The 25,548-nt window shown below is 68.3% G+C and carries 25 protein-coding genes and 1 pseudogene; 15 read left to right on the forward strand and 11 right to left on the reverse strand.

The window, feature by feature from the left end; translation table 11 throughout:
- Nucleotides 1-156: 156 nt before the first annotated feature.
- Nucleotides 157-1,761, forward strand: a complete 1,605-nt coding sequence (locus RBB84_RS02235) for a hypothetical protein (protein WP_064255892.1) — start codon at nt 157-159, stop codon at nt 1,759-1,761.
- Between the two features lie 141 nt (nt 1,762-1,902).
- Here RBB84_RS02235 and RBB84_RS02240 read toward each other — a convergent pair whose 3' ends face one another.
- Both RBB84_RS02240 and RBB84_RS02245 read right to left on the reverse strand, forming a co-directional pair.
- Nucleotides 1,903-2,295, reverse strand: a complete 393-nt coding sequence (locus RBB84_RS02240; protein WP_024103371.1) for a hypothetical protein — start codon at nt 2,293-2,295, stop codon at nt 1,903-1,905.
- Entirely contained in the window at nt 2,277-2,975 is a 699-nt protein-coding gene (locus RBB84_RS02245; RefSeq protein ID WP_024103372.1) for a hypothetical protein, read from the reverse strand. Before RBB84_RS02245 ends, RBB84_RS02240 begins: the two co-directional genes overlap by 19 nt.
- Between RBB84_RS02245 and RBB84_RS02250 the strand changes: the two genes are divergently transcribed.
- The gene (locus RBB84_RS02250; protein WP_144376978.1) at nt 2,967-3,269 is read left to right on the forward strand and encodes a hypothetical protein; all 303 of its coding nucleotides are present in this window, start codon (nt 2,967-2,969) and stop codon (nt 3,267-3,269) included. The two genes, RBB84_RS02245 and RBB84_RS02250, sit on opposite strands and share 9 nt — an antisense overlap.
- A 138-nt stretch (nt 3,270-3,407) precedes the next feature.
- On the opposite strand, the gene RBB84_RS02255 is transcribed toward RBB84_RS02250, so the two are convergent.
- Nucleotides 3,408-4,844 (reverse strand): hypothetical protein, encoded by a 1,437-nt coding sequence (locus tag RBB84_RS02255; RefSeq protein WP_156666068.1) that lies wholly within the window; start codon nt 4,842-4,844, stop codon nt 3,408-3,410.
- 128 nt (nt 4,845-4,972) lie between these two features.
- Between RBB84_RS02255 and RBB84_RS02260 the strand changes: the two genes are divergently transcribed.
- A complete protein-coding gene (locus tag RBB84_RS02260; protein WP_197481809.1) occupies nt 4,973-5,611 on the forward strand; it encodes a hypothetical protein in 639 nt (212 codons plus the stop codon).
- On the opposite strand, the gene RBB84_RS02265 is transcribed toward RBB84_RS02260, so the two are convergent.
- Entirely contained in the window at nt 5,574-6,125 is a 552-nt protein-coding gene (locus tag RBB84_RS02265; protein WP_051424892.1) for a DUF2716 domain-containing protein, read from the reverse strand. The genes RBB84_RS02260 and RBB84_RS02265 overlap by 38 nt on opposite strands.
- 32 nt (nt 6,126-6,157) lie before the next feature.
- Nucleotides 6,158-6,295 carry a hypothetical protein gene (locus RBB84_RS02270; protein ID WP_024103377.1) on the reverse strand — a complete coding sequence of 46 codons (138 nt, stop codon included), beginning with the start codon at nt 6,293-6,295 and terminating at the stop codon, nt 6,158-6,160.
- A gap of 422 nt (nt 6,296-6,717) precedes the next feature.
- Here RBB84_RS02270 and RBB84_RS02275 point away from each other — a divergent pair, with 422 nt between their 5' ends.
- Together RBB84_RS02275 and RBB84_RS02280 are read left to right on the forward strand one after the other, a co-directional pair.
- A complete protein-coding gene (locus tag RBB84_RS02275; protein ID WP_006550625.1) occupies nt 6,718-7,206 on the forward strand; it encodes a VOC family protein in 489 nt (162 codons plus the stop codon).
- 33 nt (nt 7,207-7,239) lie between these two features.
- The gene (locus RBB84_RS02280) at nt 7,240-8,565 is read left to right on the forward strand and encodes an MFS transporter (protein ID WP_064255889.1); all 1,326 of its coding nucleotides are present in this window, start codon (nt 7,240-7,242) and stop codon (nt 8,563-8,565) included.
- A gap of 25 nt (nt 8,566-8,590) precedes the next feature.
- On the opposite strand, the pseudogene RBB84_RS02285 reads toward RBB84_RS02280, so the two are convergent.
- Nucleotides 8,591-10,155, reverse strand: a pseudogene (locus tag RBB84_RS02285) (acyl--CoA ligase family protein).
- 646 nt (nt 10,156-10,801) lie between these two features.
- On the opposite strand from RBB84_RS02285, the gene RBB84_RS02290 reads away from it, so the two are divergent.
- The 3 genes from RBB84_RS02290 to RBB84_RS02300 all read left to right on the forward strand — a co-directional run bounded on the left by RBB84_RS02290 (nt 10,802) and on the right by RBB84_RS02300 (nt 12,431).
- On the forward strand, nt 10,802-11,155 hold the full coding sequence (locus RBB84_RS02290; RefSeq protein ID WP_024103380.1) for a hypothetical protein: 354 nt from the start codon (nt 10,802-10,804) through the stop codon (nt 11,153-11,155).
- 77 nt (nt 11,156-11,232) lie between these two features.
- Nucleotides 11,233-11,841, forward strand: coding sequence for an ATP-dependent Clp protease proteolytic subunit (locus RBB84_RS02295; RefSeq protein ID WP_024103381.1), 609 nt, complete (start codon nt 11,233-11,235; stop codon nt 11,839-11,841).
- Nucleotides 11,838-12,431 carry an ATP-dependent Clp protease proteolytic subunit gene (locus tag RBB84_RS02300; protein ID WP_006550620.1) on the forward strand — a complete coding sequence of 198 codons (594 nt, stop codon included), beginning with the start codon at nt 11,838-11,840 and terminating at the stop codon, nt 12,429-12,431. Before RBB84_RS02295 ends, RBB84_RS02300 begins: the two co-directional genes overlap by 4 nt.
- 44 nt (nt 12,432-12,475) lie before the next feature.
- On the opposite strand, the gene RBB84_RS02305 is transcribed toward RBB84_RS02300, so the two are convergent.
- Nucleotides 12,476-12,916 (reverse strand): helix-turn-helix transcriptional regulator, encoded by a 441-nt coding sequence (locus RBB84_RS02305; protein ID WP_231911971.1) that lies wholly within the window; start codon nt 12,914-12,916, stop codon nt 12,476-12,478.
- A gap of 175 nt (nt 12,917-13,091) precedes the next feature.
- Here RBB84_RS02305 and RBB84_RS02310 point away from each other — a divergent pair, with 175 nt between their 5' ends.
- The 6 genes from RBB84_RS02310 (at nt 13,092) to RBB84_RS02335 (ending at nt 19,972) form a co-directional block, all read left to right on the forward strand.
- Entirely contained in the window at nt 13,092-14,366 is a 1,275-nt protein-coding gene (locus RBB84_RS02310; protein WP_064255887.1) for a hypothetical protein, read from the forward strand.
- On the forward strand, nt 14,363-15,715 hold the full coding sequence (gene allB, locus RBB84_RS02315; RefSeq protein ID WP_064255886.1) for an allantoinase AllB: 1,353 nt from the start codon (nt 14,363-14,365) through the stop codon (nt 15,713-15,715). Before RBB84_RS02310 ends, allB begins: the two co-directional genes overlap by 4 nt.
- A complete protein-coding gene (gene alc, locus RBB84_RS02320) occupies nt 15,712-16,680 on the forward strand; it encodes an allantoicase (RefSeq protein WP_039586345.1) in 969 nt (322 codons plus the stop codon). Before allB ends, alc begins: the two co-directional genes overlap by 4 nt.
- A gap of 127 nt (nt 16,681-16,807) precedes the next feature.
- Complete coding sequence (locus tag RBB84_RS02325; protein WP_064255885.1) at nt 16,808-18,202, forward strand: nucleobase:cation symporter-2 family protein; 1,395 nt, start codon at nt 16,808-16,810, stop codon at nt 18,200-18,202.
- Nucleotides 18,183-19,238: a 2-oxoglutarate and iron-dependent oxygenase domain-containing protein gene (locus RBB84_RS02330; RefSeq protein WP_064255884.1), complete on the forward strand. Its 1,056-nt coding sequence runs from the start codon at nt 18,183-18,185 to the stop codon at nt 19,236-19,238. Before RBB84_RS02325 ends, RBB84_RS02330 begins: the two co-directional genes overlap by 20 nt.
- Complete coding sequence (locus RBB84_RS02335; RefSeq protein WP_064255883.1) at nt 19,235-19,972, forward strand: alpha/beta fold hydrolase; 738 nt, start codon at nt 19,235-19,237, stop codon at nt 19,970-19,972. The genes RBB84_RS02330 and RBB84_RS02335 overlap by 4 nt, the downstream gene beginning before the upstream one ends.
- Before the next feature lie 113 nt (nt 19,973-20,085).
- On the opposite strand, the gene RBB84_RS02340 is transcribed toward RBB84_RS02335, so the two are convergent.
- The 4 genes from RBB84_RS02340 to RBB84_RS02355 all read right to left on the reverse strand — a co-directional run bounded on the left by RBB84_RS02340 (nt 20,086) and on the right by RBB84_RS02355 (nt 24,779).
- On the reverse strand, nt 20,086-21,108 hold the full coding sequence (locus RBB84_RS02340; RefSeq protein WP_228044946.1) for a BMP family protein: 1,023 nt from the start codon (nt 21,106-21,108) through the stop codon (nt 20,086-20,088).
- A gap of 70 nt (nt 21,109-21,178) precedes the next feature.
- Nucleotides 21,179-22,141: an ABC transporter permease gene (locus RBB84_RS02345; protein WP_006550611.1), complete on the reverse strand. Its 963-nt coding sequence runs from the start codon at nt 22,139-22,141 to the stop codon at nt 21,179-21,181.
- A complete protein-coding gene (locus RBB84_RS02350) occupies nt 22,138-23,211 on the reverse strand; it encodes an ABC transporter permease (protein ID WP_006550610.1) in 1,074 nt (357 codons plus the stop codon). Before RBB84_RS02350 ends, RBB84_RS02345 begins: the two co-directional genes overlap by 4 nt.
- Nucleotides 23,208-24,779 (reverse strand): ABC transporter ATP-binding protein, encoded by a 1,572-nt coding sequence (locus RBB84_RS02355; protein WP_041803586.1) that lies wholly within the window; start codon nt 24,777-24,779, stop codon nt 23,208-23,210. Before RBB84_RS02355 ends, RBB84_RS02350 begins: the two co-directional genes overlap by 4 nt.
- Before the next feature lie 122 nt (nt 24,780-24,901).
- On the opposite strand from RBB84_RS02355, the gene RBB84_RS02360 reads away from it, so the two are divergent.
- Nucleotides 24,902-25,492 (forward strand): helix-turn-helix domain-containing protein, encoded by a 591-nt coding sequence (locus RBB84_RS02360; protein ID WP_080678602.1) that lies wholly within the window; start codon nt 24,902-24,904, stop codon nt 25,490-25,492.
- Nucleotides 25,493-25,548 lie beyond the last annotated feature (56 nt).

Genomic DNA, 25,548 nt, shown 5'->3' on the forward strand with positions numbered 1-25,548 from the left:
CAGACGGGTGCGCCCTGACAGACGGGTGCCACACGACGCGCTCCGCGGACTCGGGTGGGTTTGTGAACTGGCGTGTCCGTCGCGGTTAGAGTGTGCACGGTGACTCCGTGCCCGAGAGCGTCGCCTCTCGGATTTGCCGAGTGCACGGAGATAGTCATGTCGTTCGACAACGAACACTCCCGCCCCCAGGATCTGGAGACTTCCTCGGTTGTGCCTACGCCGCGGCGTCTGTTGACGGTGGTGGTCGACGGGTGGGTGGTCGAAGACCGATCGATCGTGCCCCCGAAGGTGGGGAACACGGTGTCGGTGGCGTTGCAGTTCCACCGGTACACACCGGATCCGGCCGATCCGCGGACCTGCACGGTGCGAGCCTGGGCGCAACCGCTCGAGGCGGACGCGCCGCCGATCGTCGACAGTGACGGGCGGTGGTGGTGGACGATGATGCTGCGCGGGGACGGGTGGAGCGCCGTGTGCCAATCGGAACGGCCGCTGATCGAGCATGTCGAGGTCACCGGGATGTTCTTCGCCCATACCGAGCGCGGCAGCGGCACCGCCCGCGGGTTGGTGCGGCGGGTGCAGTTGATGACCGGCGAGACCACCTTCGATCCCCACACCCGCAGTTGGGCAGCGGTGGCGGACGAGGACATCCGGTACACCGACATCGACGCCTCGCCGCGGTGGTTCGAGCGCCCCGACCCACCGGACCCCCCTCCCGCTGGCCATGGTGTCGTGCATCAGCTGGGGGTGCTGATCGAGCTGGATCTCGATGCCGCCGAACCCGCCTCATTGCGGCCGCGGGTGCGTCCCGGTGTCATCAGCAGCCACGGCGGGATGTTGTGGGTGCTCGACCGGCAACTGCCGGTCCTGCTGCAGATCGACGACCCCGCCGGCACCGCGGCAGTGACCGAGCATCTTCTGCCCCTCTCGATCGCCGCCACGGCCGGCTCACCGCCCCGGGGGCAGGTGGTTGCCGACGCGTCGGGCTGCTGGATCGTCGCCGAGCAGACGGTACTGCGCTGCACCCTCGACATGGCCGGCGCCCTCGAAGTGCACCGAATCGATCTGGGCCACCGCATGGCAGCGGCCGCGGCCTGTGGCTCGGTGCTGCTCACCGCCGGCGCGGGCGTGTTCCTGCTGCACCCCGATATCGAACCGCTGAGGGTGGAGTTGCCGACCGCACGATGGGTGGCGGCTACCGCGGAAGGGTTCATCGCGGTGGTGCCGACCGTGCCCGAGGGCGGGGCGGCGGCGTTCCCACGGACCTATCGCATGGTGCGCATCGATGTCGACGGCACGGTCACCGACGGACCGCAGATGCCGTTGTCGTTTCCTGTTCGTGTCGGCTCCACCGGTGACCGGATGGCCATCTACGATCGCCGCAGTGTGGCGGTATCGATCGGTGCGGATCTGACGAGCACGCCTGTGCCCGCTCTCCCAGCTCGGCCGCTGATGCTCGGCGGAGCCGGGGACTATCTGTGGATGACCACCCACCGTCCCGACGGCACCGGAAAAACAGGATGGTGGCCGTTCAACAGCCCGCACGAGCTTCCGGCCCGCGAGCACGGGCGGTGGCTGCTGGTGCTGCTCGATCCCGCCACGCACAGGGTCGTCGCGGCGGCGGCGATCGACGATCCGGAGCCAGCAGTGACGATCGACGAACAGAAAAGGGTGTGGGTGGCCACCGCTCGGGGCGTGTACCTGCTCGATCCTGCCGGCACACTCGTCGAACTCGATATTGCTGCACCGCTGCGCACCGAGTAGATCTGCCCCGCCCGTCGGGTGTGGGGTCGAGATCCTGTCTCCCCGCCGCACCCGGACCGATGCTCGTCGGCGCGCAATGGCCGTCGAGAGACGTGGACAGGTTGCGTACGACGACGTCGGTGAGATCATCGCAGTGAACGGTCAGCAACGGCCGGGCGCGTCGTCAGCGGAAGTGTCTGTGGCGTCGATGAACAACTGCATCATCTCGAAGGACCGGTCGGCAGCATCATCGATGGTGAAGATGCGGTCGAGGAGCTCTTCCACAGGGAGGGGTTTGGGTATTTCCCGGTACTGACTGTCGACGCGACCGATGCGGAGACGAGTGCTGGTGTCGATACACTCCAGAACCGGTCGGACAGCCTCCCGCCCAGCCACCCAGGATGATGTTCCTAGTAGGTGCAGCACGCCCGCGATGGACACCCAGTCACGCATCTCACGGAGTTCAGCCAACAGTTGTTTCTCGAGACTGGCTTGATCAGGCATTACTGCTCGTTTCAGAATGAGGACGGCATCGTTCAGGGCACCGGTTCCCATACCAGCCGATCGTCTTCGATGTACGGCTGATATCTCGCCCATTCGGACATGCGCATCGCCATCGGAGCATTGCGTTCGAGGCAGGATGCGAGATTATCGAGCATCGCGCTGAGCGATCGCCACAGCGGCAGCCGGTGAACCCAGTCCTGGTCCGGCCAGAGGTTGACGCTTGCGTGCAGCGGGCCGTACCGGGTGTCGACGAACAGGGTGTCGGCATCCCTGCGGGCGAACGGAATGAACCCGGGCAGCATGATCGCCGTGGGTGAACCCGCCGGTTGTGCCATCTCCTCGGCGATGCCATCTCCCGCCTCGTGCATCTGCTCCCTGGCCAGGCGTTGCCACAGTGCGTGTACCCGCACCACTCGCTCGAGCGACAGCAGCTCGAAACCGGGCGGGAGCAGCAGCATTCCTCGTCGATCATCGGCGGCGGCCACGTGTCGGTACAGCTCACGGACCTCCGCCGGCCACGGGCACGTCGCGTCCTCGGCAACGGCAACGTCCTCGGCTGAGGCACCGACATACTCCACCCGCAGATTTGTCGTCAGTAGCGGGCGCAGTCGATTCCACTGACGCTCTATGGAGGTGGGTGGAGTCGAGGTCGCCAGCCGATGCACGTCGTCGCTGTCCGCGGCCAGCAGGATCTGCCGGATCGTGTGCGAGTCGAGGTCGTGGTGGCTCACGACGAGCAGCCTATGGTGTGGGTCGGCGATGTATGCACTATCTACGTCGGGCAGAGTGCCCATGTGGCTGATGATCTTGTTGCTGACGATGTGGGAGCGAATGCACCTTTGTTGCCGCCTCATCCCGCCATGTATCGGGTCGTCGTGGTGGCGGCGATCGACGATCCGGAACCAGCAGTGACGATCGACGAACAGGAAAGGGTGTGGGTGGCTACCAAGAAAGACGTGCTTCTCCTCGATCCTGCCGGCACACTCGTCGAACTCGACATCGCTGCACGGCTGCGCACCGAGTAGATCTGTCACGAGCCGTGACTCGCCCGGCAGCAGGGCACGCCGGGGATACGTCCCCCTCGCCGGTCGAGTGCGCAGTCGAGATCCTGGAACCTCCGCATGCAGGGTTAGCGCAGTTCGGTGTGCAGTGGTCGCCGAAATTCACTGGGGACGTGGTGGATCTGCCTGGTGATGGGTGAGGAGTTCGGCGAGGGTGATGGGTGGCGGGAGGGTGCCGGTGGGGGTGTGCACGGCGATGATGGCGTGGTTGTCGGTGATCCACACGGTGCCGTGACCGTCGAGGGTGACATCGGGTGTGGGGGTGTGGATTTCGGTGCGGGAGATAACTTTTCCGGTGGAGTCGGTGAGGCTGAGCAGCCAGTACCGGCGGTTGTCGTGGAGGTCGCGGTCGGGGTCGTGGTGTTCGACCCAGATGTGGGTGCCGACGGTGCCGCCGGACAGACCGGGCAGCGGCCAGCGCGCCGGGGGTTCGGTGTGCAGGTCGGGGTGGAGGGTGCGGATGGTGCCGCGTAGGTCGATGATGGCGGCCGGCTCGGGGGTGAGGACGGCGTAGTCGTCTATCTCGTCGAGAGGGGGACCGACGGTGACGTGTCCGTCGAGGTAGGCGGCGACGACGACGGTGGTGATCGGCCACGTGTCGCGCTGGCGCATGAGAATGCGGAAGCCGTCGTCATAGGCGGTGACCGCGCTGATGGTCCCGGCCGGGACGGTGGTGTCGTCGTGGTGGGACTGCCCGTCGGGGTGCCACAGGCCGATGCGTGTGGCGGTCTTCTCGTGAGTGCAGGTCAGCAGGGTTCCCTCGTGTGCGGCCGAGGCATCGACGCGGCGGTCGTCGCGGCGCTGCACCGCACCGGTGGTGCTGATCCGGAAGATGCCGTACCAGCCGGCGATCCAGCATCCTTCCGGGTCGGCATGCAGCCGCCAGGGGGTACTACCGGGTTGCGGGGCGATCGGGGCGGGCAGCACGAACGGGCGCGCCTCGGTGGGATGGTCGAGGTCGATGCGCGCGATCAGGGGGAGTTGTTCGTCGGCGGCCCACAGCATGCGCCCGGCGGCGGAGATAGCCCGCGGGATGATCGAGGGGCGGATCGGGAGCGGTGGCACATCGTCGAGGTCGAGGTCGGCGAGGATGCCGGGTTCGTGCCGCCCGGCACTGGCCGCCTCGTTCATGTTCCGTGCCGAGGTGACGCGGCCGCGGACCGAGCCGGTGGTGGCGTAGGCGAAGTCGCCGACGAACCGACCGGTGAGGCGGACACAGCCGGTGGCGGGACGTCGGCTGTACCAGGTCGCCGACCAGCCGTCGCCGCGCAGCAGGATCCGCCAGACCCACGAGCGCGGCATCGTGGCGGGCGCGTCGACGGCGGGTTCGAGGCGCGGGGGTGCGAGCGGTTCGGCGTCGGCGTCGATCGTCGACAGCGTCGGATCGTGAGGGTCAGCGGGTACTTCGTCGAACAGCAGCCAGAACACCCCGACCTGCCCGACGGTAGGCCGGGGGATCTGGCCGTCGAGGATGGCGTCCTGGCCTGCGAGCAGCCGCACCTGCCGGTGCGGACGCATCTGCGTGGGGTGGTCGGTCATCGGCATAGCTCCCGGGTACTCCGCCCGCCAGTGTGACGAAGAGAGCCAGCCTACACATCCCCCCGCACGCTGGGTTGTGGATGGTCGGAGTGCAGTGGCCAGCGATGACCGTAGGAAATAATGAGCCAGTGACGAGCCGAGGAGTGGTCCGCAGCTGGGACCTCGAACGCATGCACGGAGTGATCGACGGGGACGACGTGCCCGGCGGCTGCCTCGTACGCTTCGCTGCGGTCGCAGTCGACGGATTTCCCGCACTGAACCCCGGCGAGCCGGTCGACTTCGAGTGGCATCGGCTCGAGCACCCGACCTCGGGTTACGCCTACGAATGCACCCGAGCCTGGCCCGCAGAACAACAACCCGCCACCCGCGACCGGCACGTGTTCCGCACCGGACTGTGGACGATCCGCGCCGACGGCACCGCCGACACGCTCACCGTCGCCGCACCCGAACAGGATTCGCCCGCAGCGGCATTCGATGGGCAGACGACCGGCGTCGTGCGCCTGTGGAACGACGACGAAGGGTGGGGTGTGATCGACTCGCCGCACACCCCCCGGCGGATGCTGGGCGCACTTCAGCCACCTCGCCGTCGACGGATTCCAGACCCTAGAGCCAGGGGCCACGGTGATCGTGTCCTGGAGGCAGGTCACCGACCAGGACGGCTACCGCTACTGCGCCACCCGCGTCGAACCCCACCAGCCCTGACCGACGAACCAGTGCTGGTCGCGGCAGCTACACGGATCCCACGGGTCGACCATCGATGCGGATGACGGGCAGCCACGTCGCCAAGGTCCGGCCCAGTGACCCGACGAGACGTTCACCGAATACGCACAGGCTCTGCTCCCACGGCTGCCCGACGATGCCGTCACTGAAGTCCTCACGCAGAAAAATCGAGTAGTCCCCCTGGGGGTACGCCGATACTCGCCAGTCGGGGTGACGGGTGGCCGCGTGCACGGCCGCATCGAGCCGATAACAAAAGTCCTGCCGGACCAACACCACCCACATCGGATCCTCGGCGAACTCGGCGACGAAACACCGCAACGCCTCGGCGTTGACCGCATCGACGCGGCTGCGCCACACCCCCACCCGATCGTCGGGGACGGTGAGATCGACGGTGATCGACGGCGCCGGCTCGACGATCACCGGCCGCGTCGGCTCCCGCCCACCGGGCCGGAAACCGAACGCCTCGGTGAACCGCTCCCAGAGGAGCTGCTGATCGTCGAGCACCGCCCGTGCGGCGAGACGATCGCTGAGAGGCCGTGAGGACCGCGAGGCGCTCCCCATGCCCCCCGATACTACGCCCGGGGGACCTACACCTAACGGTCGGGCAGTCCGACGAGCCGTGCGCTCTCGCGCCACGACCGTTCGGCCTGCTCGTCGCTGCGAGCGAGCACCGACGGTTCGCCGCGGCGCAGTGCGAGATAACCCCCGGCCGTCCGGAACGTCGATGTCACCGAGAACGAGGTCTGCGAGCGTGTTCCCGGCTTCGGTCTGCGTGTTGAAGGTGTCCTGCACGATGCGGAGGAACATGCCGGCCCGCGTCCCGAGGCCGCGCCACGCCAGTCGCATCGGAGTGGGGAGTGCTCGTGCCAGACCGGTTCCGAAGACCTGGCCGGGATCGAAGGCGACCGCGGTGATCCGTCCGGCTCGAACTGCGTCGTCCGAGGCGTGCCCCGTTCGCACCCGAGATCCGTTCGGCGGTGATCGTCCCGAAACCCGACGTGTCTCCGGTCATGACCGTCGTGGACATGCTTTCCCCCTACGAGCGCGAGAGCCCTGCGGCTCGGCCTGCGAGTGCGCACGGCGATGAGAATCCGGGCCGGACAGGGTCTGCCTTCGTGACAGTGGAACACTTTCGACGACACGAGGAGTCACGATGCCCAGGATCACTCCGTGGTTGTGGTTCGACATGAACGCCGAGGAGGCCGCGAACTTCTACATCGGCATCTTCCCCAACTCCGAGATCGGTGAGATCACCCGCTACACCGAAGAGTCCACCGGAGGCGACATCCCGGTCCCGCCGGGGACTCCGATGACGGTCGAGTTCTTCCTCGACGGTCAGGTCTTCTACGGACTCAACGGGGGACCGCAGTTCCGGTTCTCCGAAGCGGTGTCCTTCCAGATCGACTGCGCCGATCAGGAGGAGGCCGACCACTACTGGTACGCGCTGACCGCCGACGGCGGCGAGGAATCCGCCTGCGGATGGTTGAAGGACAAGTACGGCCTGTCGTGGCAGGTGGTACCGAAACGGCTGAACGAACTGCTCGCCGACCCCGATCCGGAGGTCGCGAAGCGCGTGACCGCCGCGATGATGAAGATGCGCCGGATCGACGTGTCGGTGCTGGAGGCCGCCGCGCGCGGCTGATCGGCGCCCGAGCGCTGCGGTACGTTTCGGTGCATGACCACTCGCACCCAGCGGCTCGACGACCTGCCGTTCACCGGCAGACATCGCCGCCTGCTGACCGGCTCCGGCGTGGGCTGGGCCCTCGACGCCATGGACGTCGGGTTGATCTCGTTCGTCATGGCAGCCCTGGCCGTGCAGTGGGATCTGTCGTCGACGCAGCTCTCGTGGATCGGATCCATCGGCTTCGTCGGCATGGCGATCGGTGCCTCCCTCGGTGGTCTGCTCGCCGACCGCATCGGACGCCGGCAGGTCTTCGCCGCGACGCTGCTCGTCTACGGTCTCGCGACCGGCGCGGCGGCGCTGTCGACCTCGGTGGCGATGCTCATCGTCCTGCGGTTCGTCGTCGGACTCGGTCTCGGCGCCGAACTGCCGGTCGCGTCGACGCTGGTCAGTGAGTTCGCGCCCCGCAAGGTGCGAGGACGCGTGGTCGTGGCCCTCGAGGCGTTCTGGGCGGTCGGCTGGCTCCTGGCCGCTCTCGTCGGTTATCTCGTCGTTCCTGCCGGCGACAACGGGTGGCGGTGGGCGCTCGCCGTCGGGCTCGTCCCGGCTGCCTACGCCCTCGTCGTCCGGTTCGGCCTACCCGAATCGGTGCGCTATCTCGAGAGTCGCGGACGGCACGCGGAAGCCGAGGCGATCGTGCGCGACTACGAGCGTTCGGCCGGGGTCACCTCCGTGCCGGACGATGACGAACAACCCGGCCGACCTGTCGCCGAAGTCGAGCGTGTACCCCGGGGATCGGTATGGGCGCCGAACCTACGCCGCCGCACCGCGGCGCTGTGGGTCGTGTGGTTCGGCATCAACTTCTCGTACTACGGCGCGTTCATCTGGCTGCCGAGCCTGCTCGTCGCGCAGGGCTTCGACCTGGTCACCTCGTTCGGCTACACGCTGCTCATCACGCTCGCCCAGCTACCGGGCTACGGCGTCGCGGCGTGGCTGATCGAGGTGTGGGGACGTCGCCTGACTCTGGGGGTCTTCCTCGCAGGGTCGGCAGTCTCGGCGGGATTGTTCGGGCTCGCCGAGACTCCGTCGACGATCGTCGCGGCGGGTATGGCGCTGTCGTTCTTCAACCTGGGCGCGTGGGGTGCCCTGTACGCGATCGGACCCGAGCTGTATCCCACGCCGGTGCGGGGCGCGGGCACCGGTTCGGCGGCAGCCTTCGGGCGGCTCGCGTCGATCATCGCGCCGCTGCTGGTGCCGGTGCTGCTGGGCGCCGGCGGCAACGGTCTCGTCTTCGGTGCGTTCGCGGCATCGTTCGTCGTCGCCGCGGTCGCGGCATTCACGCTGCCCGAGCGGGCCGGGACGGTTCTCGACGAGAGGTGACGTCGGGAACCGCCCCGGCCGGTGCTCAGAGACGCTCGCGCAGTTCGACCTTGCGGATCTTGCCCGAGGCGGTCTTCGGCAGGGCACCGAAGACGATGCTGTCGGGAACCTTGAAACCGGCGAGCTGCGAACGCACATGCGCGCGCAGTTCCGCTTCGTCGGCACTCGCGCCGCTGCGCAGTGCCACGTAGGCGACGGGACGTTCGCCCCACTTCTCGCTCGGCGCCGCGACGACGGCGGCCTCGAGAACGGCCGGATGGCTGATGAGTGCCGCTTCGACCTCGACGGACGAGATGTTCTCGCCACCGGAGATGATGACGTCCTTCGCGCGGTCGCGGATCTCGATGTAGCCGTCCGGATGCATGACGCCGATGTCGCCGGTGCGGAACCAGCCGTCCGGCACGGCGCGGGCGGTCGCGTCCGGGTTGTTGTAGTAACCGAGCATCACGTTGTTGCCGCGCAGCGCGATCTCACCGGTCGTCTCACCGTCGGCGGGAACGTCGGATCCCATCGGGTCGACGATGCGGAGTTCGCCGGCCACGACGTTGCCCACGCCCTGCCGCGAGCGCAGCCGTGCCTTCTCGTCCTCGGGGAGGACGTCCCATTCCGAACGCCACTCGCAGATCGCCGCCGGGCCGTACGTCTCGGTGAGCCCGTACAGGTGCGTGATGTCGAGTCCGAGCGCGGTGCACCGCTCGATGAGGGCGGGCGCCGGCGGTGCGCCACCGATCGCCGCGACGACACGATGGTCGATGCCGCCCGCATTCGGGGCGTCGACCAGCGACGCGAGAACGGTCGGCGCGCCGCACAGGTGCGTGACGTTCTCGGTGCGCACGAGATCCCAGATCCGCTCGGGGTCGACCTTGGGCAGGCACACGTGCGTGCCACCGGCCGCTGTGACGGCCCAGGTGAACGTCCAGCCGTTGCAGTGGAACATAGGCAGCGTCCACAGATAGGTGGATCCGCTGTCGAGCCCGAAGTGCGCGACCATCGCCAGGGCCTGCAGGTAGGCGCCGCGCGCGTGGTACATCACGCCCTTCGGATCACCCGTCGTGCCGGACGTGTAGTTCAGGGCGATCATGGTGCGCTCGTCGGCGAGCGGCACGCACCGATGACGGGCGGCGGCGAGCTTGTCCTCGTAGTCGTCGCCGACGACCGTGATCGACGGCAGATCGGCCGTGGCCTCGCGGGCCAGGTCGGCCAGCGACTCCTCGACGAGCAGGACCCGGCTGCCCGAGTGCTCGAGAATGAACCGCAGTTCCGGCGCGGTGAGGCGCGTGTTGAGCGAGACGAGCACGGCGCCCGCGTAGAGCACACCGTAGTGCGCCTCGAGCATCAGCGAGGTGTTCGGCGCGAGTACTGCGACACGGTCGCCGGGCTCGACACCGAGAGCGTGCAGCATGCCCGACTGTCGCAGGCACCGATCGCGCAATTCGGCATAGGTGCGACGGATGTCGCCGTCCACCACTGCGAGGTCGTCACGGAAGACCCGGGCCGAGCGGTCGAGAAATGCCGTGGGCGTGAGTGTTTCGAAACTGAATTGCTCGGTCACGTCTGTCGGTGCTCCTTCGGATTACGTCGCGCGCGCACTCCCCATCGCGAACGATGATGCGCACACCTCCCCGTGTGCTGTGAGGGCGATGACCATTCTTCCAAGAGCCGTTACCGATCTTGAACAGGGTCCACCCCTTTTCCGTACCGGCTGAACGCTCCGTCTGCCGTTGACCGGACCCGGAATCCGGCGTTCACTGAGAGGCACCGTGCTCGTCCACGAGAGAAGGCGAGTGGTATGAGTGCTCGGCAGAACGAAGCCCGCCGAACCTCCCGTCCGGCGCGGCGGCCGACCGCGACGCGCGCGAGGGCCACGGAGACGGAGACTCCCGTCGAGCCTGTGCGGACGCGCAGCCGTCGACCTCGCGAGCCCGAGCCCACCGCGCGGCGTCGCACCCGCGAACCCGAACCCGCTGCACGGCGTCGGGACCGCGACCCCGGAACCGGCTCGCGGCGCACCTCGACCCGAACCTCATCCCGATCGACCACTCGGACATCGACCCGTTCGGACGCCACGCCCCGCTCTCGTGTGAAGCCGGCGCCTCCGAAGGAGAGACGACGACCGCGTCCGCCGGCGAACGACGCCCGGGCAGGGAAACCCACCCGCCCCGGACGTGAGCGGACACGATCCGAGCAGACCCGACCCGAGCAGGCACAGCCGGAACCCACATCGCTCCTCGAGAGGTTGAAGGATGCGCTGCGGGCCGGTGTCCGCAGCGCACTGGCCGAACTCCGGGGACTCGGGGCGAGACTGATCCGGAAGATCCGCGGATGGGTGGACTCGCTCCTCGGCGAGGTCACCAGCGGCGGCGTGGGATTGCAGGCGGTCCTCGCCGGCATCCGAGCCGCGCTGGAGGGTCGCAATCCGGCCCTCGCCGCGCTGGGCGGGCTGATTTCCGGACTCAGCACCAAGGCGAAGATCGGCCTGGCCGTCGTGATCACGCTGGTGCTGCTGCTCGGGCCGGTCCTGCTCGTGCTCCTTCTGCTGGCCGTCCTCGTCGCAGCGGTGATCAGCGCCTTCCGGTCCGCGGGGGACTGATCTGCCGGAACGACCGGTCCGTCTGCCGTGAGCAGACGAACCGCCGGTTCGTGCCCGCCGGGGGTCAGGCTGGCTGCATGACGACCACCGAACCACTCTCGTACCGGGACCAACTGGCCGACAGACTCTTCCGTCAGCGCATCCTGCGACTGACCGGAGAGGTGGACGACGAGATGGCCGAGCGCGTCTGCTCGGAACTCGTCCTGCTCGCCTCCGCCGACGACCGGCGCGACATCGTCCTGCACATCAACTCACCCGGCGGATCCGTCTTCGCCGGCCTCGCCATCTACGACACGATGCAACTCGTTCCCAACGACATCGTCACCGTGGCAGCGGGATTCGCCGCCAGTATGGGGCAGGTCCTGCTCGCGGCGGGCACCAAGGGCAAACGCGCGAGCCTTGCCCACAGCCGGATCATGATGCACCAACCGTCGGCCGGATTCTCGGGGACGGCCGTCGACATCGCGATCCAGGCCGAGAATCTCGAATACATGAAACTGCAGTCGCAGCAGATCCTCTCGGACGCCACCGGGCATTCACTCGAGGAGATCGAACGCGACAGCGACCGCGACCGGTGGTTCACCGCCGAACAGGCGCGCGAGTACGGCATCGTCGACACCGTCGTCGGGTCGCTCGCCGAACTGGCGCCGTTCGCCGCAGGACGGCAGATGGGACTGGGACGATGAGCACCTACACGATCCCCAACGTCATCGAACGCACACCGGCGGGGGAGCGGTCGTTCGACGTCTTCAGCCGGTTGCTCAACGAACGCATCGTCTTCCTCGGCACCGAGATCGACGACGGGGTCGCCAACGTCGTCATGGCTCAGATGTTGCACCTCGAGGCCGAATCCCCCGATCGGGAGATCGGGCTCTACATCAACTCGCCCGGCGGATCGTCCACCGCGATGCTCGCGATCTACGACACCATGCAATTCCTGCGCCCGAAGGTCGCGACCTACTGCATGGGACAGGCCGCCTCGGCGGCCGCCGTGCTGCTCGCGGCCGGAGCGCCCGGCCGTCGGCACGTGCTCGCCCATTCGCGGGTGCTGCTGCACCAGCCGTCGGCGCAGGGGCAGGGCACCATCTCGGATCTGGCCCTGCAGGCAGCGGAGGTGATGAGGGTACGGGCCCAGACCGAGGAGATCCTCGCCGCGCACACCGGACGTGACATCGACCGACTGCGCCGCGACACCGACCGGGACCGGATCTTCTCACCGACGGAGGCGGTGGCCTACGGCCTGGCCGATCACGTCGTCGTCGATCGGGACGGATGACCCGTCACGCAGTCACGTGGTCACACTGTGACGCAGTCATACCGTCATGCCGCGCACAACTCGACGCCGGCGTGACCCGTGGTCCGAAGTGTGCGATGCGCGGTCATCCGGCGGATCCCGCGCGCGAGCAGTTGCTCCATCGGAAGTTCCAGCGCATCGCACACGGACCGCAGCATCTCGGAGGAGGCCTCCTTGCGCCCACGTTCGACCTCCGACAGATATTGCTTCGACATCCCGACCGTGCGGGCGACGTCCTCGAGGCTGCGGTCCTGATCGCGACGCTCGTCGCGCAGGATCTCGCCGTAGATCTGGCGGAGCAGCCGGGGCTCGGTGCTGTCGGCTCCCCGCCCGGGAGTCCGTGCCGACTTCGCGGCGGTCACACGTGCCGCCTTCGCGGCAGTCACACGTGCCGCCTTCGCGGCAGTCACACGTGCCGCCTTCGCGGCAGTGGCGAAATCGATCACGCGACCCTGCTCCGGCTCCATGCCGACCATTGTGCCGTCGATCCGGCGGCATCGGGCCGGGTTCTGCCGAGGACGAACATCGCCCTGCCGGATGTGTAACGGGCCCGTAACCGCAGTTAACCGAGCACATGACCTGGCGCCGATAACGTCGGCGCACCACGACGTATACAGCCGTGGATTCAGGACAGGAGTTCGGGTGCCGACAGGATTGCACAGGCTTGCGGCTGCGCTCGACGCGCAGCTCGCGGGCACCGACGCGGCATACACTGCGACCTATCCCGGGACCGACGGTGCCCGCCAACCAGTGCACACCGTCTACGTCCCGGCCGACCGCTACGACGCCGGGATCGCGGCACGATGGGGAGCCGACGCGCTCGACGTCCTCGACACCCACATCGACGGTCCCGCGGACCTCGCCGCGGTCACCGGCATCGAACCCGAACTGGCCGACGCCGTCCTCCCTCTCGTGGAGGCCAAACTGCGCACCGAACCGATCGAGGATCTGCGCATCGACTTCGAGGACGGGTTCACCCGCCCCGGCATTCCGGAGCACGAACGTGACGCCGACGAGGACGCCCACGTCGCCCGCGCCGCCGCCGCGCTCGCGACCGATCCCACCGCGACACCCTTCGTCGGCATCCGGTTCAAGTCCTTCGAGGCCGCCACCCGGCGCCGCGGACTGCGCACGCTCGACTCCTTCGTCGCCGAACTGACCGGAAAGTGCTCTCTCCCCGACGGATTCGTCGTCACGCTGCCCAAGGTCACCGCGCCCGAACAGGTCGCCGCTATGGTGACCGTCTGCGAGCATCTCGAGTCCACCTACCCGCTCGCCGCGCCCCTGCGGTTCGAGATCCAGATCGAGACGCCGCAGGCGATCTGCGGACCCGATGGCACCGCTGCCGTCGCCACCATGATCCGAGCGGCCCGGGGCCGCTGTTCGGGACTGCACTACGGCACCTATGACTACTCGGCCGCGTGCGACATCGCCGCCGAGTACCAGGCGATGGACCACCCCGTCGCCGACCACGCCAAGGCCACGATGCAGGTTGCGGCAGCGGGCACGGGGGTGCGGTTGTCCGACGGCTCCACCAACCGCCTTCCCGTCGGCACCCGCGACGAGATCCGCGCGGCATGGGGGCTGCACGCCCACCTGATCGACCGGTCGCTGCGCCGCGGCTTCTACCAGGGATGGGACCTGCATCCGGCGCAACTGCCCACCCGCTACGCCGCGACCTTCGCGTTCTACCGCCGGTCGCTGTCCACCGCCGCGGGACGCATCGCGGCCTACATCGACCCGGCCCTGTCGTCGGGATATCTCGACGAACCCGCCACCGCCCGTGCTCTCGCCGCCTTCCTCCTGCGGGGAGCGAGTTGCGGAGCCCTCACCGAGAAGGAAGTATGCGATCGCACCGGCACGAATCTCGACCACCTGGCCCGGCTTGCGGGTCGACCGACGGCGGTGACGCGATGACCACCGTGATCCGCGCGCGACGCGCCGTGGTGGGGGACGAGGAACGCAGCTGCGCCGTCCATGTGCGCGACGGCCGCATCGTCACGATCGAGGAGTACGACGGTGCCGCTCCGGCCGGTGCGCGGGAGATCGTCCTCGCCGACGACGAGGTGCTGCTCCCCGGCCTGGTGGACACGCACGTCCACGTCAACGAACCCGGCCGCACCGAATGGGAGGGTTTCGCGACGGCCACTCGTGCCGCCGCGGCCGGGGGAGTGACGACGATCGTCGACATGCCCCTCAACTCCATCCCGTCCACCGTCGACGTGGCGGCCCTCGAGGTGAAGCAGAAGGTCGCGGCCGAGCAGGTCACCGTCGACGTCGGATTCTGGGGCGGCGCGATCCCCGGAAACCTCGCCGAGCTCGAACCGCTGTGGGACGCAGGGGTGTACGGCTTCAAGTGCTTCCTCGCGTATTCGGGTCTCGACGAGTACCCACCGCTGGACCGCGAGCAGATGATCGAGGCGATGCGCGTGATCGCCGGCTTCGGCGGTCTGCTCATCGTGCATGCGGAGGACGGACCGACCCTCGACGCGCAGGACCCGCCCGCCGGACCGCGCTACGACGACTTCCTGTACTCGCGACCACCGGTCGCCGAGTCCCGCGCTGTCGCCCAGGTGATCGACGGCGCGCGACAGACCGGATGCCGCGTGCACATCCTGCACCTGTCGGATGCGGGAAGCCTTCCGCTCGTCGCCGCGGCGAAGGCCGAGGGGCTGCCCGTCACCGCAGAGACCTGCCCGCACTATCTGTCGCTGTTCAGCGAGGAGATCCTCGACGGCTCCACGCATTTCAAGTGCTGCCCACCGATTCGCGAGGCCCGCAACCGGGAAGCGCTGTGGCGCGGCCTGGCCGACGGCACACTCGACTGCATCGTCTCCGACCACTCGCCGTGCCTGCCGGAGTTGAAGAAGTTCGTCACCGGCGACTTCGGCGAGGCGTGGGGCGGTATCTCGTCGCTGCAACTCGGACTGCCCATCGTGTGGTCGGAGGCGCGCAAGCGCGGGCACACACTCGTCGACGTGGTGCGCTGGATGGCCGGTCGCACCGCCGACCTCGTGGGCCTGGCCGACCGCGGTGCCATCGCCGTGGGCAACAGTGCCGACCTGTGCGTCTTCGCGCCCGACGACGCCTTCGTGGTCTTCCCGGAGCGACTGCACCACCGCAACGCGGTGACGCCCTACGCCGAACGTGCACTGGCCGGGGTCGTGCGGCAGACCTGGCTCGCCGGTGAACCACTCACCGTCACCCTCGGCGCCACCGACCCCGCACCGCGTGGTGCGCTGCTCTCCCGAAAGGAAAACCGTTGACCGAAGCAGATTTCCTGCAACTGCCCGATCTCGCCGCGCGATCGCTGGGCGGAGCCGTCGTGTACGCGAACGACGAGTTCTTCGCGAGTCGCGAGAACCTGATCTCGCCGGGCGCACCCGATTTCGATCCTTCCGAGTTCGGGCACAAGGGAAAGGTCTACGACGGGTGGGAGACCCGGCGTCGCCGCGAACCCGGGCACGACTTCGCGGTGGTCCGGCTAGGCGTTCCCGGTGTCGTCGAGGGTGTCGTGATCGACACCGCCTGGTTCACGGGCAACTACCCGCCCTTCGCGTCCGTCGACGGGGTGAACCTCGACGGCTACCCGACCGATCAGGAGTTGCTGGACGCGCCGTGGGAACCGGTCCTCGAGCGCGTGGCCCTGAAGGGCGACACCGCGAACGCCTTCGCGGTGGAAGACGACCGGCGCTGGACGCACCTGCGCCTGAACATCTTTCCTGACGGCGGTGTGGCCCGCTTCCGGGTGCACGGATATGCACGCCCGGACCCGGCCTTCCTCACGGGCACGATCGATCTCGCGGCCCTCGAGAACGGTGGCGACGTCGTCGCGTGCTCGAACCGCTTCTATTCGTCGCCGCGCAACATCATCGGCCTCGGTCGCTCGCGGCACATGGGGGAGGGCTGGGAGAACGCCCGGCGCCGCGACGACGGCAACGACTACGTGGTGATCCGTCTCGCCGGGCAGGGATGCGTCGACCACGTCGAGGTCGACACCTCCTATTTCGTCGGCAACGCACCGGGAGCGGCGCGCCTGAGCGGAATCCCCAGCGGGGACGCGATGTCCGACGAATCGTCCTGGGTCGAACTCGTCCCGCGGACCGCACTGCTGCCGGACTGCCGGCACCGTTTCCGCGTCGATTCGCCGACGCCGGTGGAGTTCGTGCGGCTCGACGTCTATCCCGACGGTGGCATCGCCCGTCTGCGCGTGAACGGACGACTGACCTAGCTCCGATGCGGGTGCGGTGAGCGGTTTCTTACCCGCGCGAAACACGATGACTCGAGCCCGAAAACTTCGGCCCCCAAGCTGTATCCGGCACCGTATACAGCACTGCATCCGAAATGGGAGCGATCACATGACCTCACCGCACCCCGTCGACGCGCGACTACCGTTCCTCCGGCAGTTCGCGTTCGGCCTCCAGCATGTCCTGATCATGTACACCGGATGCATCACCGTCCCGTTGGTCTTCGGCGCGGCCGTCGGACTCGACCGCGACACCATCGCGATGCTCATCAGCGCCGACCTGTTGATCGCCGGTCTGATCACCATCGTCCAGAGCCTCGGTGTCGGCAAACTCATCGGTGTCCGCCTACCCATCGTCTGCGGTGCGACCTTCGCCGGCCTGACGCCGATGATCCTCATCGCGCAGGAATACGGCCTGCAGGCCGTCTACGGCTCCATGCTGATCGGCGGCATCGTCGGTCTCGCCCTGGCCTGGCCTTTCGCTAGGATCATCCGTTTCTTCCCGCCGCTCGTCACCGGTGCCGTTCTCACCGTCGTAGGAATCTCGCTCATCGGCGTGGCCGGTGGGTTGATCGTCGGTACCGACCCGTCGTCGCCCACCTTCGCCTCGCCCACCAACATCGCCCTGGCCGTGCTGGTGATCGGCGTCGCCGTTGCCTTCCTGTGCCTCGGTCGCGGCATCTGGGCCCAGCTCGGGGTCTTGATCGCCCTCGCCGTCGGCACGGTCGTCGCGGTCCCGCTCGGCCTGATCGACCTCGGCGGCGTGACCGGTTCGTCGTGGGTGGGTCTGCCCGCGCCCTTCCACTTCGGTGCACCGGAATTCCCCATCACCGCGGTCGTCGCCATGAGCATCGTCATGGCCGTGGTCTTCGCCGAGTCCACCGCGAGCATGCTCGCCGTCGCCGAGATCACCGGTAAGCGCGTCAGCAAGGGCGACATCGCCCGCGGACTCGCCGGCGACGGAGCGTCCGCTGTGCTCGCGGGTGTCTTCAACGCCTTCGTCGACACCGTCTTCACCCAGAACGTCGGTGCGGTCGCCACCACCCGGGTCTACAGCCGCTACGTCACCGCCACGTCGGGTGCGATCCTCGTGGTCCTCGGGGCGTTGCCCAAGGTGAGCTCGGTGGTCGCGGCGCTGCCGAAGCCGGTGGTCGGCGGTGTCAGCCTGATCCTGTTCGCCACCGTCGCCCTCGTGGGCATCAACACGCTGCGCTCGGTGGACCTGTCCGACCGCATCAACTCGACGATCGCCGCCGTCGCGGTGGGTGTGGGTCTGCTGCCCGAACTCGCCGAGGGCATGTTCGAGCGCTTCCCGTCCGCGGCGCAGATCCTGCTCGGCAGCGGCATCACCCTCGCCGCGGTCGCGGCGTTCTCGTTGAACCTGCTGTTCAACCACACTCGTCTCGGGACACTGGCTCGCGCGTCCCGGTCCGGCACACCGGCCCCCGTCACCTCGGCCGGCACCACCTCTCCCCACGGAGTTGCCCATGAACCAGTCGCCGTCTGACGCCTTCGTCGTTCCTGCCGTCGACATCGGCCCGTACGTCCGGGCCGGCGACAATGCCGAACGCGCTCGTGTCGCCCGTGAGATCGACGAAGCCTGCAGCCGTGTGGGATTCGTTCAGATTCTCGGACACGGCATCCCCGATCCGGTGGTCGACGGTCTCGCCGGTGCCCTCGACGACTTCTTCGGTCTGCCGATGGACGACAAGCAGCAGTACCGGGTGGTCGGCGCGAACCGCGGGTACAGCCCGCCGAAGAGCGAGTCGCTGAGCCTGAGCCTCGGCGTCGAATCCGCCAGCCGTATGAACGATTTCTTCGAGGCCTACAACGTCGGCGTGGAGGCCCGGTCGTTCCCCCACCTGGACCTGTCGGAGGACGACTACGGAATCAACGTCTGGCCCGACGTCCCCGGCTTCGAGGACCGCGTGCAGACCTATTTCACCGAGGCCTCGCGGGTCGCGCGGACCCTCACCCGGATCTTCGCCGACGCACTCGGGCAGGCCCCCGACTACTTCGAACGGCTCACCGACCACTCGATCGACGTGCTGCGTATGAACAACTACGCGCTGCCCGAGGGCACCGTCGACCTCGACGGCGACCTCACCGGCATGGGCGAGCACACCGATTTCGGGATCGTCACCGTGCTGTGGGCAGACCGGGTTGCGGGCCTGCAGGTGCTCGGTTCCGACGGCATCTGGCACGACGTCGAACCGCTGCCCGGCGCTCTGCTGGTCAATCTCGGTGATCTCACCGCCCGCATCACCGACGACCGGTGGATGTCGACGCTGCACCGCGTCAAGCCGCCGATCGTCGACGGCAGGATCCGGCGCCGTCGTTCGGTGGCGTTCTTCCACGACGGCAACGTCGACGCGGTGGTCTCCACGTTGCCCGAATATGCGGGCCCGGAACCCTATGAACCCATCCTGATCCGCGATCACATCAAAGCGAAGCTCGCCGGGTCGCGGCACGGTAAGGCCAACACCGCTGCTGTGCGGGAAGCCGCCCGGGTGCTGGCGGCGACGGGGGAGAACCGCGAGTGAGTCATGTCGTGCTCGTGCACGGCGCGTGGGCCGGAAGTTGGGTGTGGGACACACTGCTCGAACCGCTCCGTCGGGCCGGGCACGTCCCACACCCGCTCGGGCTTCCCGGTGTCGGATCGTGGGGTGCCGAGGACGTGACGCTCGACGACGTCGCCGCGGTCGTGGCCGACCACGTTGCCGGACTCGACGGTCCGGTGATCCTCGTCGGCCATTCCGGTGGCGGCATCGTCGTCACGCAGGTCGCGGAGATGCTACCCGAGCGTGTCGCCGGGGTCGCCTATGTGGCGGGAATGATGCTTCCGTCCGGGGTCGACTTCGGGATGCTCTGCGACGGAATCGGTCTCGAATCGCCGGTGGGCATCTCGCGATGGCTCGAACCCACCGAGGACGGTCGCGGGACGATCGTGCCCCCGGAGGCCGGTGCGGCGGTGTTCTTCCACGAGGCGGATTCGGCCGACGCGATCGGGGCCGCGCGCCGACTCGTGCCGCAACTCGAGACCACCCGGCTCATGGCGCCCAGCTGGACACCGGAACGATTCGGGCGCCTGCCACGCCTGTACGTCGAAGCGACACTGGATCGTTCGGTTCCCCTCGTCACCCAACGGGGGATGCAACGCCTCACCCCGGGTGCGCAGGTCGTGTCGCTCGAGTCCGACCATGCGCCACAGCTGTCCGCCCGCGACGACCTCGCGGCGGCGCTGGTGGAGTGGTGCGCGGAGCGCGTCCGAACATAGGTCGGATCTTCACAAAGGTCGAAGCTACGGAACGAGACCGACGTTGTGTGCGAAATCCGGTGGGAAATCGCGCACAAGGTCGGTCTCGTTCGTTCTACAGGAGGTGCTCCGGGTCAGTCGCCGCCCTTGTACTCGACCTCGAACTCGCCGGCCATGATCCTCTCGCGGTACTCCTCGAACAGCGCCATCGCCTCGGGCGAGATCTTGTCGGCGAAGGCCGGATTGATGACGACGTCCAGGCCGCCTTCGGTGATGTCCACCTCGTAGTACTTCGCCGGGTCGACGTTGCCGGCCTCGACGTCGGCGATCATCGCGCGGAGGACCTCGTCGAGATTCCACACGACGGAGGAGACGACGTTCTGGGGTGCCAGCGGGGTCTGATCCATCGTGTAGCCGGCGACGCCGACACCGCGCTGCTTGGCGCCCTCGATGGTGGCCGCGTCGACACCGCACGTGGAGAACTGGTCGGCGCCCTGGTCGACGAGGGCGTTGACGGCCTCGATGGTCTGGGCCGCCGCGTCGGACCATCCGCCGATGTAGGACGGACGCAACTGGATCTCACCGGGGCCCTTGTAGGTCAGGCGCGCGCCGTCGGCGAACGCCTCGATCTGGGCCTTGCACACCGGGATCTCGAAACCGGCGGTGCCGGCGAGGATGCCGGTCTCCGTCAGGTCGCCGGCGAGGATGCCGGTGAGGAACGAACCCTGATAGAACGGCTGGCTGTAGTCGGCGAGGTTGGCGGTGATGTCGCCGAAGCCGCCGGGATAGGCGAACAGCACGTCGGGGTAGTCGGCGATGATGCCCTTGATGGGTTCGCCGTAATTGAACGAGTGGCCGACGATGAGCTGGTTGCCGTCCTCCGCGAGGTCGGTGACGATCTGGGCGATCTGCTCCGAGGTCGCGCCCGAATCCTGCTGCACCACGGTCAGGTCGATAAGACCTTCCGCTTCGAGTTTCTCGGCGCCCTCGACCATGCCCTGGTTCCAGCCGACGTCGTTGACCGGACCCGAGGTGATGATCGCGGCCTTGACGACCCCGTCGGCCGAGCCGCTCCCACCGGGGTCGGAACTCGAACACCCGGTCACGGCGGCTCCGACGACGGCGGCGGCCGCCACAGCGGTACCCAATTTCTTCACGTGGTTCTCCTCGGGGAAGGGAGGGCTCGCGACTGCGAACCCCAGGACTGACGGGAAAGCTGACGGAAAGCTATTTCGCGGGCACGAACGGGATGCCGAGCGCCTTCGGGGAATTGCTGCGCGAGAACCACACGGTTGTGGCGATAACCGCGAGCAACGTCACCGCGTACGGCATGGCCTGGAACAGCTCGTACGGTACCGACGTGGCCTGTCCACCGGACGCGGCCTGTACGCGCAGCTGGAAGGCGTCGACGAGACCGAACATGAAGCCACCGACGATGGCGCCGAGCGGATTCCACCGGGCGAGGATGACGACACCGAGCGCGATCCAGCCGCGACCACCGGTGATGCCGTCCTGGAAGAAGCCCAGGCTGTCGATGACGAGCGCGCCGGCCATACCTGCTGCGGCGCCGGAGATCAGCAGCGTGCTCCATCGGGTGCGGGGGACGGAGACGCCCACCGAGTCGGCGGCCTCGGGGCTTTCCCCGGCCGCGCGGATCGACAGGCCGAAGGCCGTGCGGGTGAGCACCCACCACAGGGCGACGACGAGTGCGAGCGCGAGGTAGACGAGCGGGGACTGCGAGAACACGATCGGGCCGAGCACCGGCAGGTCGGACAGCACCGGAAGGTCGAGGGGAATGGTGCCCTGGATTCGCGGCGGTGTACCGGTCATGCCGAACACCTGCAGGTACAGGAAGGACGCGAGTCCGGTCCCGAGGATCACCACCGAGATCCCCGTGATGATCTGGTCGACGGCCATCGTGATCGTCAGGTAGCCGACGATCGCGGCGATCACGAGGCCCGCGGCGGCGCCGGTGGCGGCGCCGAGCATCGGTTGCCCGGTGTAGTACACCGTCACGAACGCGATGATCGCGCCGACCATCATCTGTCCCTCGATACCGAGGTTCATCAGCCCCGAGCGCTCGGCGAGGCACGCGCCGGCGGCGGCGAGGATGATCGGCACCGCCAGCCGCAGCGCAGCGGTGAACAGCGGGACGAGCGCACCGGCGCCCAGGACATCGGACCAGTTCATCGAGCACGCTCCACGATTCGGTTGGCGAGCAGCACCGTCAGGATCATCACTGCCTGGACGACGGTGCCGATGGACGCGGGGATCTCCTGGGTACGCTGCACCGCCTGACTGCCGAGGGTCAGCCCGGAGACCAATGCTGCTGCGAGCACGATGCCGAACGGATTGCGACGCCCGAGCAGTGCTACCACGATCGCGGTGAACCCGATCCCGGAGGAGATCGCCAGCGACAGTCGGAACTCGCTGCCCAGCAACATGATCGCGCCGGCGATACCGCCGAGTGCGCCGCTGATCAGAGCGGAGGTGACCACGGTGCGGGCGACGGAGATGCCATTGGCCTCGGCGACGCTCGGGCTCCCACCGACGATCTGCGACGCGAAACCGAACCGGGTCGAACGCATGAGCCACCACACCAGCGGCACCGCCGCGATCGCGACGAACACACCGATGTGGATGCGGGTGCCGGGAATCGTCGCGAGTGCGGCCCAGTCGGGAATGCGTTCGGACTCGGGGGTGAAACCGTTGGGATTGGCGAGGGGTTTGCGCACCGCCCACGCCAATGTGTAGAAGACGAGGTAGTTGAGCATGAGCGACGAGATGATCTCGTTTACCCCGAGCCGCGCCTTCAGCACGCCTGCGATGCCGCCGATGCACGCACCTGCGGCCGCGGCGGTGACGGCGACGATCGGGATCGCGATCCAGCTCGTCCCCAACGGCATGCTCAGCACCACGGCCGTCGCGGTGATCGCGCCGACGTCGTAATGGCCCTGCGCGCCGATGGTGATGAAGCCGGTGCGGTACGCGATCGCGTAGCCGAGACCCATGAGGACGAGCGGCGTCATACCCGTGAGCAGGCGGCCGAGCTGCGTATCGCCGCCGAGAGCGGCGTCGAGCATCGTCGCGTAGGCCTGCCCCGGATCACCGCCCGCGAGGACGATGAGGATCCCGCCCGCCGCGAGACCGACGGCGACGGCGAGTAGCGGCACCCCGATAGTGGTCGTGAGACTCCGGATCCGCGACGCGGTGGGCGGCTCGGGTGGCGTCGTCACCGGTGGGCTGAGCGTGGCGGTCATGCTGCGGCCTCCTGGAATCCGCCCATGGCCGAGCCGAGGGCTTCGCGGTCGAACGGGCCTTCGTCGAACTCGGCGACGATCCGTCCGCGGTAGAGCACGACGATCCTGTCGGCGAGGCTGCAGATCTCGTCGAGATCGGACGAGATGAGCAGGATCGCGGCGCCCCGGGAGCGATGGTCGACGAGCGTGTCCCAGACGAACTCGGTGGCGCCGATGTCGAGACCGCGGGTGGGCTGGGCGACGACGAGGACGTCCGGCTCACCGTCGAGGACCCGGCCGAGCACCACGCGCTGGGCGTGCCCACCGGACAGGGTGCCGGCGAGCGTGCGCGGGCTCTGGGCCTTGACCGACAGGGCGGCGATGATGCGCTCGGCGCGTTCGCGGACGGCTGCCCGCGACAGGCGGCCCCAGCGACGGGCGAGCGGGGGATCGGTGTAGCTGTCGATCGCGAGATTGGTGTCGATTCCCAGCGACTTGATCAGTCCCCGGGTGTAGCGGTCGGCGGGGACGATGCCGACACCGGCCTCGCGCATCGCGCGGGGGGACGAGGCGTCGATCTCTCGTTCGGCGACGACCACCGCGCCGGTGGAGTCGGGGGCGAGTCCGGACAGGACGTCCTCGAGGGCGGACTGGCCGTTGCCCTCGACTCCGGCGACGGCGACGAGCTGCCCGGATGCGACCCGCAGGGTCACGTCGTGCAACTGACCGGGGACGGACACACCGACCAATTCGAGCATTCGACTCCCGGCCGGTTCGGTGGCCGCACGGCGGATACCGAGCCCGACCTCGCGGCCGACCATGTCGCGGGCGAGTTCGGCGGTGGTGACGCTCTCGGCGCCGTCCCCGCGGATGGGGCGTTCGGCGACGAGTCGTCCTCCTCGCAGTACACCGACCCGGTCGGCGGCCTCGAGGACCTCCTCCAGATGGTGGGTGATGAGCACGATCCCGACGCCGCGTTCGGCGGCGAGTCGGCGGACCTGTGCGAGCAGTGAATGCACTTCGGCCGGCGCCAGATTCGCGGTCGGTTCGTCGAGCAGCAGGTAGCCGGCGCCCAGGTGCAGGGCGCGCAGGATCTCGACGCGCTGTTGCTCGCCGACCGACAGGTTCTCCACGCGTGCGGTGGGGTCGCAGGCGAGGCCGGTGTCCTCCGCGAGGGCGGTGATCTCGGCTTCGGTGCGCCGCAGACGTTTCCGGCCGACCACTCCGCGGGACCGGCCGAGCAGGAAGTTCTCGGCGACCGTCATGCTCGGCACGAGCATGAAGTGCTGGTGGACCATGGCGATCCGCTCCCGTCCTCCGTCGGCGAGCGACTTTCCGTCCACTGCAATGGAACCGGAGTCCGGCGGGAGCAACCCGGTGAGGATGCGCATCAGGGTCGACTTGCCGGCGCCGTTCTCCCCGAGCAGCGCGTAGACCTCGCCGGGCCGCACATGCAACGACACGTCGCGCAGGACGGTGTTCTCACCGAAGGACCGGTGGATACCGCGCATCAGGACGCCCTCGGCGGGAACCGATTCTGTCGCTCCCGCAGCGGTGGTGATGCTCGCGGGCGAAGTTGCTGTCACCATACGGTGGGACCTTCCGAGTAATCGCTCTGTGTTAAGTCGAGACGATCCAGGTTTGTAATTGAGCGGCCGTGTCCGATTCATGACGATTGTGTTTCGGGCGGCGGGAGGGGATGAAATTCGTGATGCCGACGGAGAGTGCAGGGCCGGAACAGGATCGCGTCGCCCGGGTGGGCAGCGTCATCCGCGCCGTTCGCAGACAGGAGGGACTCACCGCGCGGGTGCTGGCCTCGCGCGCCGGGGTCAGCCAGGCGTTCCTCAGTCAGGTCGAACGGGGCCTCAACGCGCCCTCGCTCGCGACGCTGTACAGGATCGCCGACGCGCTCGGACGGTCGCCGTCGGACTTCCTCGATCCGGCGCCTGCCGACGACGTGCTGGTGGTACGTGCCGAGGGGCGCCTCGCGCGGGCGGTGACGGGAACCCCTGCGGCACCGGTGACCTGGATGGCCCGCGGCAACGGAGCGATCGCCGAGGTGTACCAGTACGAGATCGGGCCGGACGACGACATCGCCGGTTGGTTCCGTCGCTCGGACGATCTCGTGCTGGTGATGACCGGTGGACGGCTCGAGGTGGAGGTACGCGGACGCCCGGCGGTCGAACTCGCGGAGGGGGACTGCCTGTTCGCTGCGGCGGGGACCGAGATGCAGTGGCGCCATCGGAGTTCGGTGCCGGCTCGCCTGGTGCTCTGCGTCGGAGCGCGTTCCCAGGATCCGTAACACGGTCCTCACCGCAGCGAGACGGGCCCGCAGCATCGCAGGAATTAACTCAGAGC

Source organism: Rhodococcus sp. D-6, from assembly GCF_040256695.1.
Taxonomy (GTDB): Bacteria; Actinomycetota; Actinomycetes; order Mycobacteriales; family Mycobacteriaceae; genus Rhodococcus; species Rhodococcus pyridinivorans.

Coding starts and splice junctions, on each gene's coding strand:
- RBB84_RS02235 (WP_064255892.1), top strand. CDS start 157: ATGTCGTTCGACAACGAACACTCCCGCCCCCAGGATCTGGAGACTTCC.
- RBB84_RS02240 (WP_024103371.1), bottom strand. CDS start 2,295: ATGGGAACCGGTGCCCTGAACGATGCCGTCCTCATTCTGAAACGAGCA.
- RBB84_RS02255 (WP_156666068.1), bottom strand. CDS start 4,844: ATGACCGACCACCCCACGCAGATGCGTCCGCACCGGCAGGTGCGGCTG.
- RBB84_RS02265 (WP_051424892.1), bottom strand. CDS start 6,125: ATGGGGAGCGCCTCGCGGTCCTCACGGCCTCTCAGCGATCGTCTCGCC.
- RBB84_RS02275 (WP_006550625.1), top strand. CDS start 6,718: ATGCCCAGGATCACTCCGTGGTTGTGGTTCGACATGAACGCCGAGGAG.
- RBB84_RS02280 (WP_064255889.1), top strand. CDS start 7,240: ATGACCACTCGCACCCAGCGGCTCGACGACCTGCCGTTCACCGGCAGA.
- RBB84_RS02295 (WP_024103381.1), top strand. CDS start 11,233: ATGACGACCACCGAACCACTCTCGTACCGGGACCAACTGGCCGACAGA.
- RBB84_RS02300 (WP_006550620.1), top strand. CDS start 11,838: ATGAGCACCTACACGATCCCCAACGTCATCGAACGCACACCGGCGGGG.
- RBB84_RS02305 (WP_231911971.1), bottom strand. CDS start 12,916: ATGGAGCCGGAGCAGGGTCGCGTGATCGATTTCGCCACTGCCGCGAAG.
- allB (WP_064255886.1), top strand. CDS start 14,363: ATGACCACCGTGATCCGCGCGCGACGCGCCGTGGTGGGGGACGAGGAA.
- RBB84_RS02325 (WP_064255885.1), top strand. CDS start 16,808: ATGACCTCACCGCACCCCGTCGACGCGCGACTACCGTTCCTCCGGCAG.
- RBB84_RS02330 (WP_064255884.1), top strand. CDS start 18,183: ATGAACCAGTCGCCGTCTGACGCCTTCGTCGTTCCTGCCGTCGACATC.
- RBB84_RS02345 (WP_006550611.1), bottom strand. CDS start 22,141: ATGAACTGGTCCGATGTCCTGGGCGCCGGTGCGCTCGTCCCGCTGTTC.
- RBB84_RS02350 (WP_006550610.1), bottom strand. CDS start 23,211: ATGACCGCCACGCTCAGCCCACCGGTGACGACGCCACCCGAGCCGCCC.
- RBB84_RS02355 (WP_041803586.1), bottom strand. CDS start 24,779: ATGGTGACAGCAACTTCGCCCGCGAGCATCACCACCGCTGCGGGAGCG.
- RBB84_RS02360 (WP_080678602.1), top strand. CDS start 24,902: ATGCCGACGGAGAGTGCAGGGCCGGAACAGGATCGCGTCGCCCGGGTG.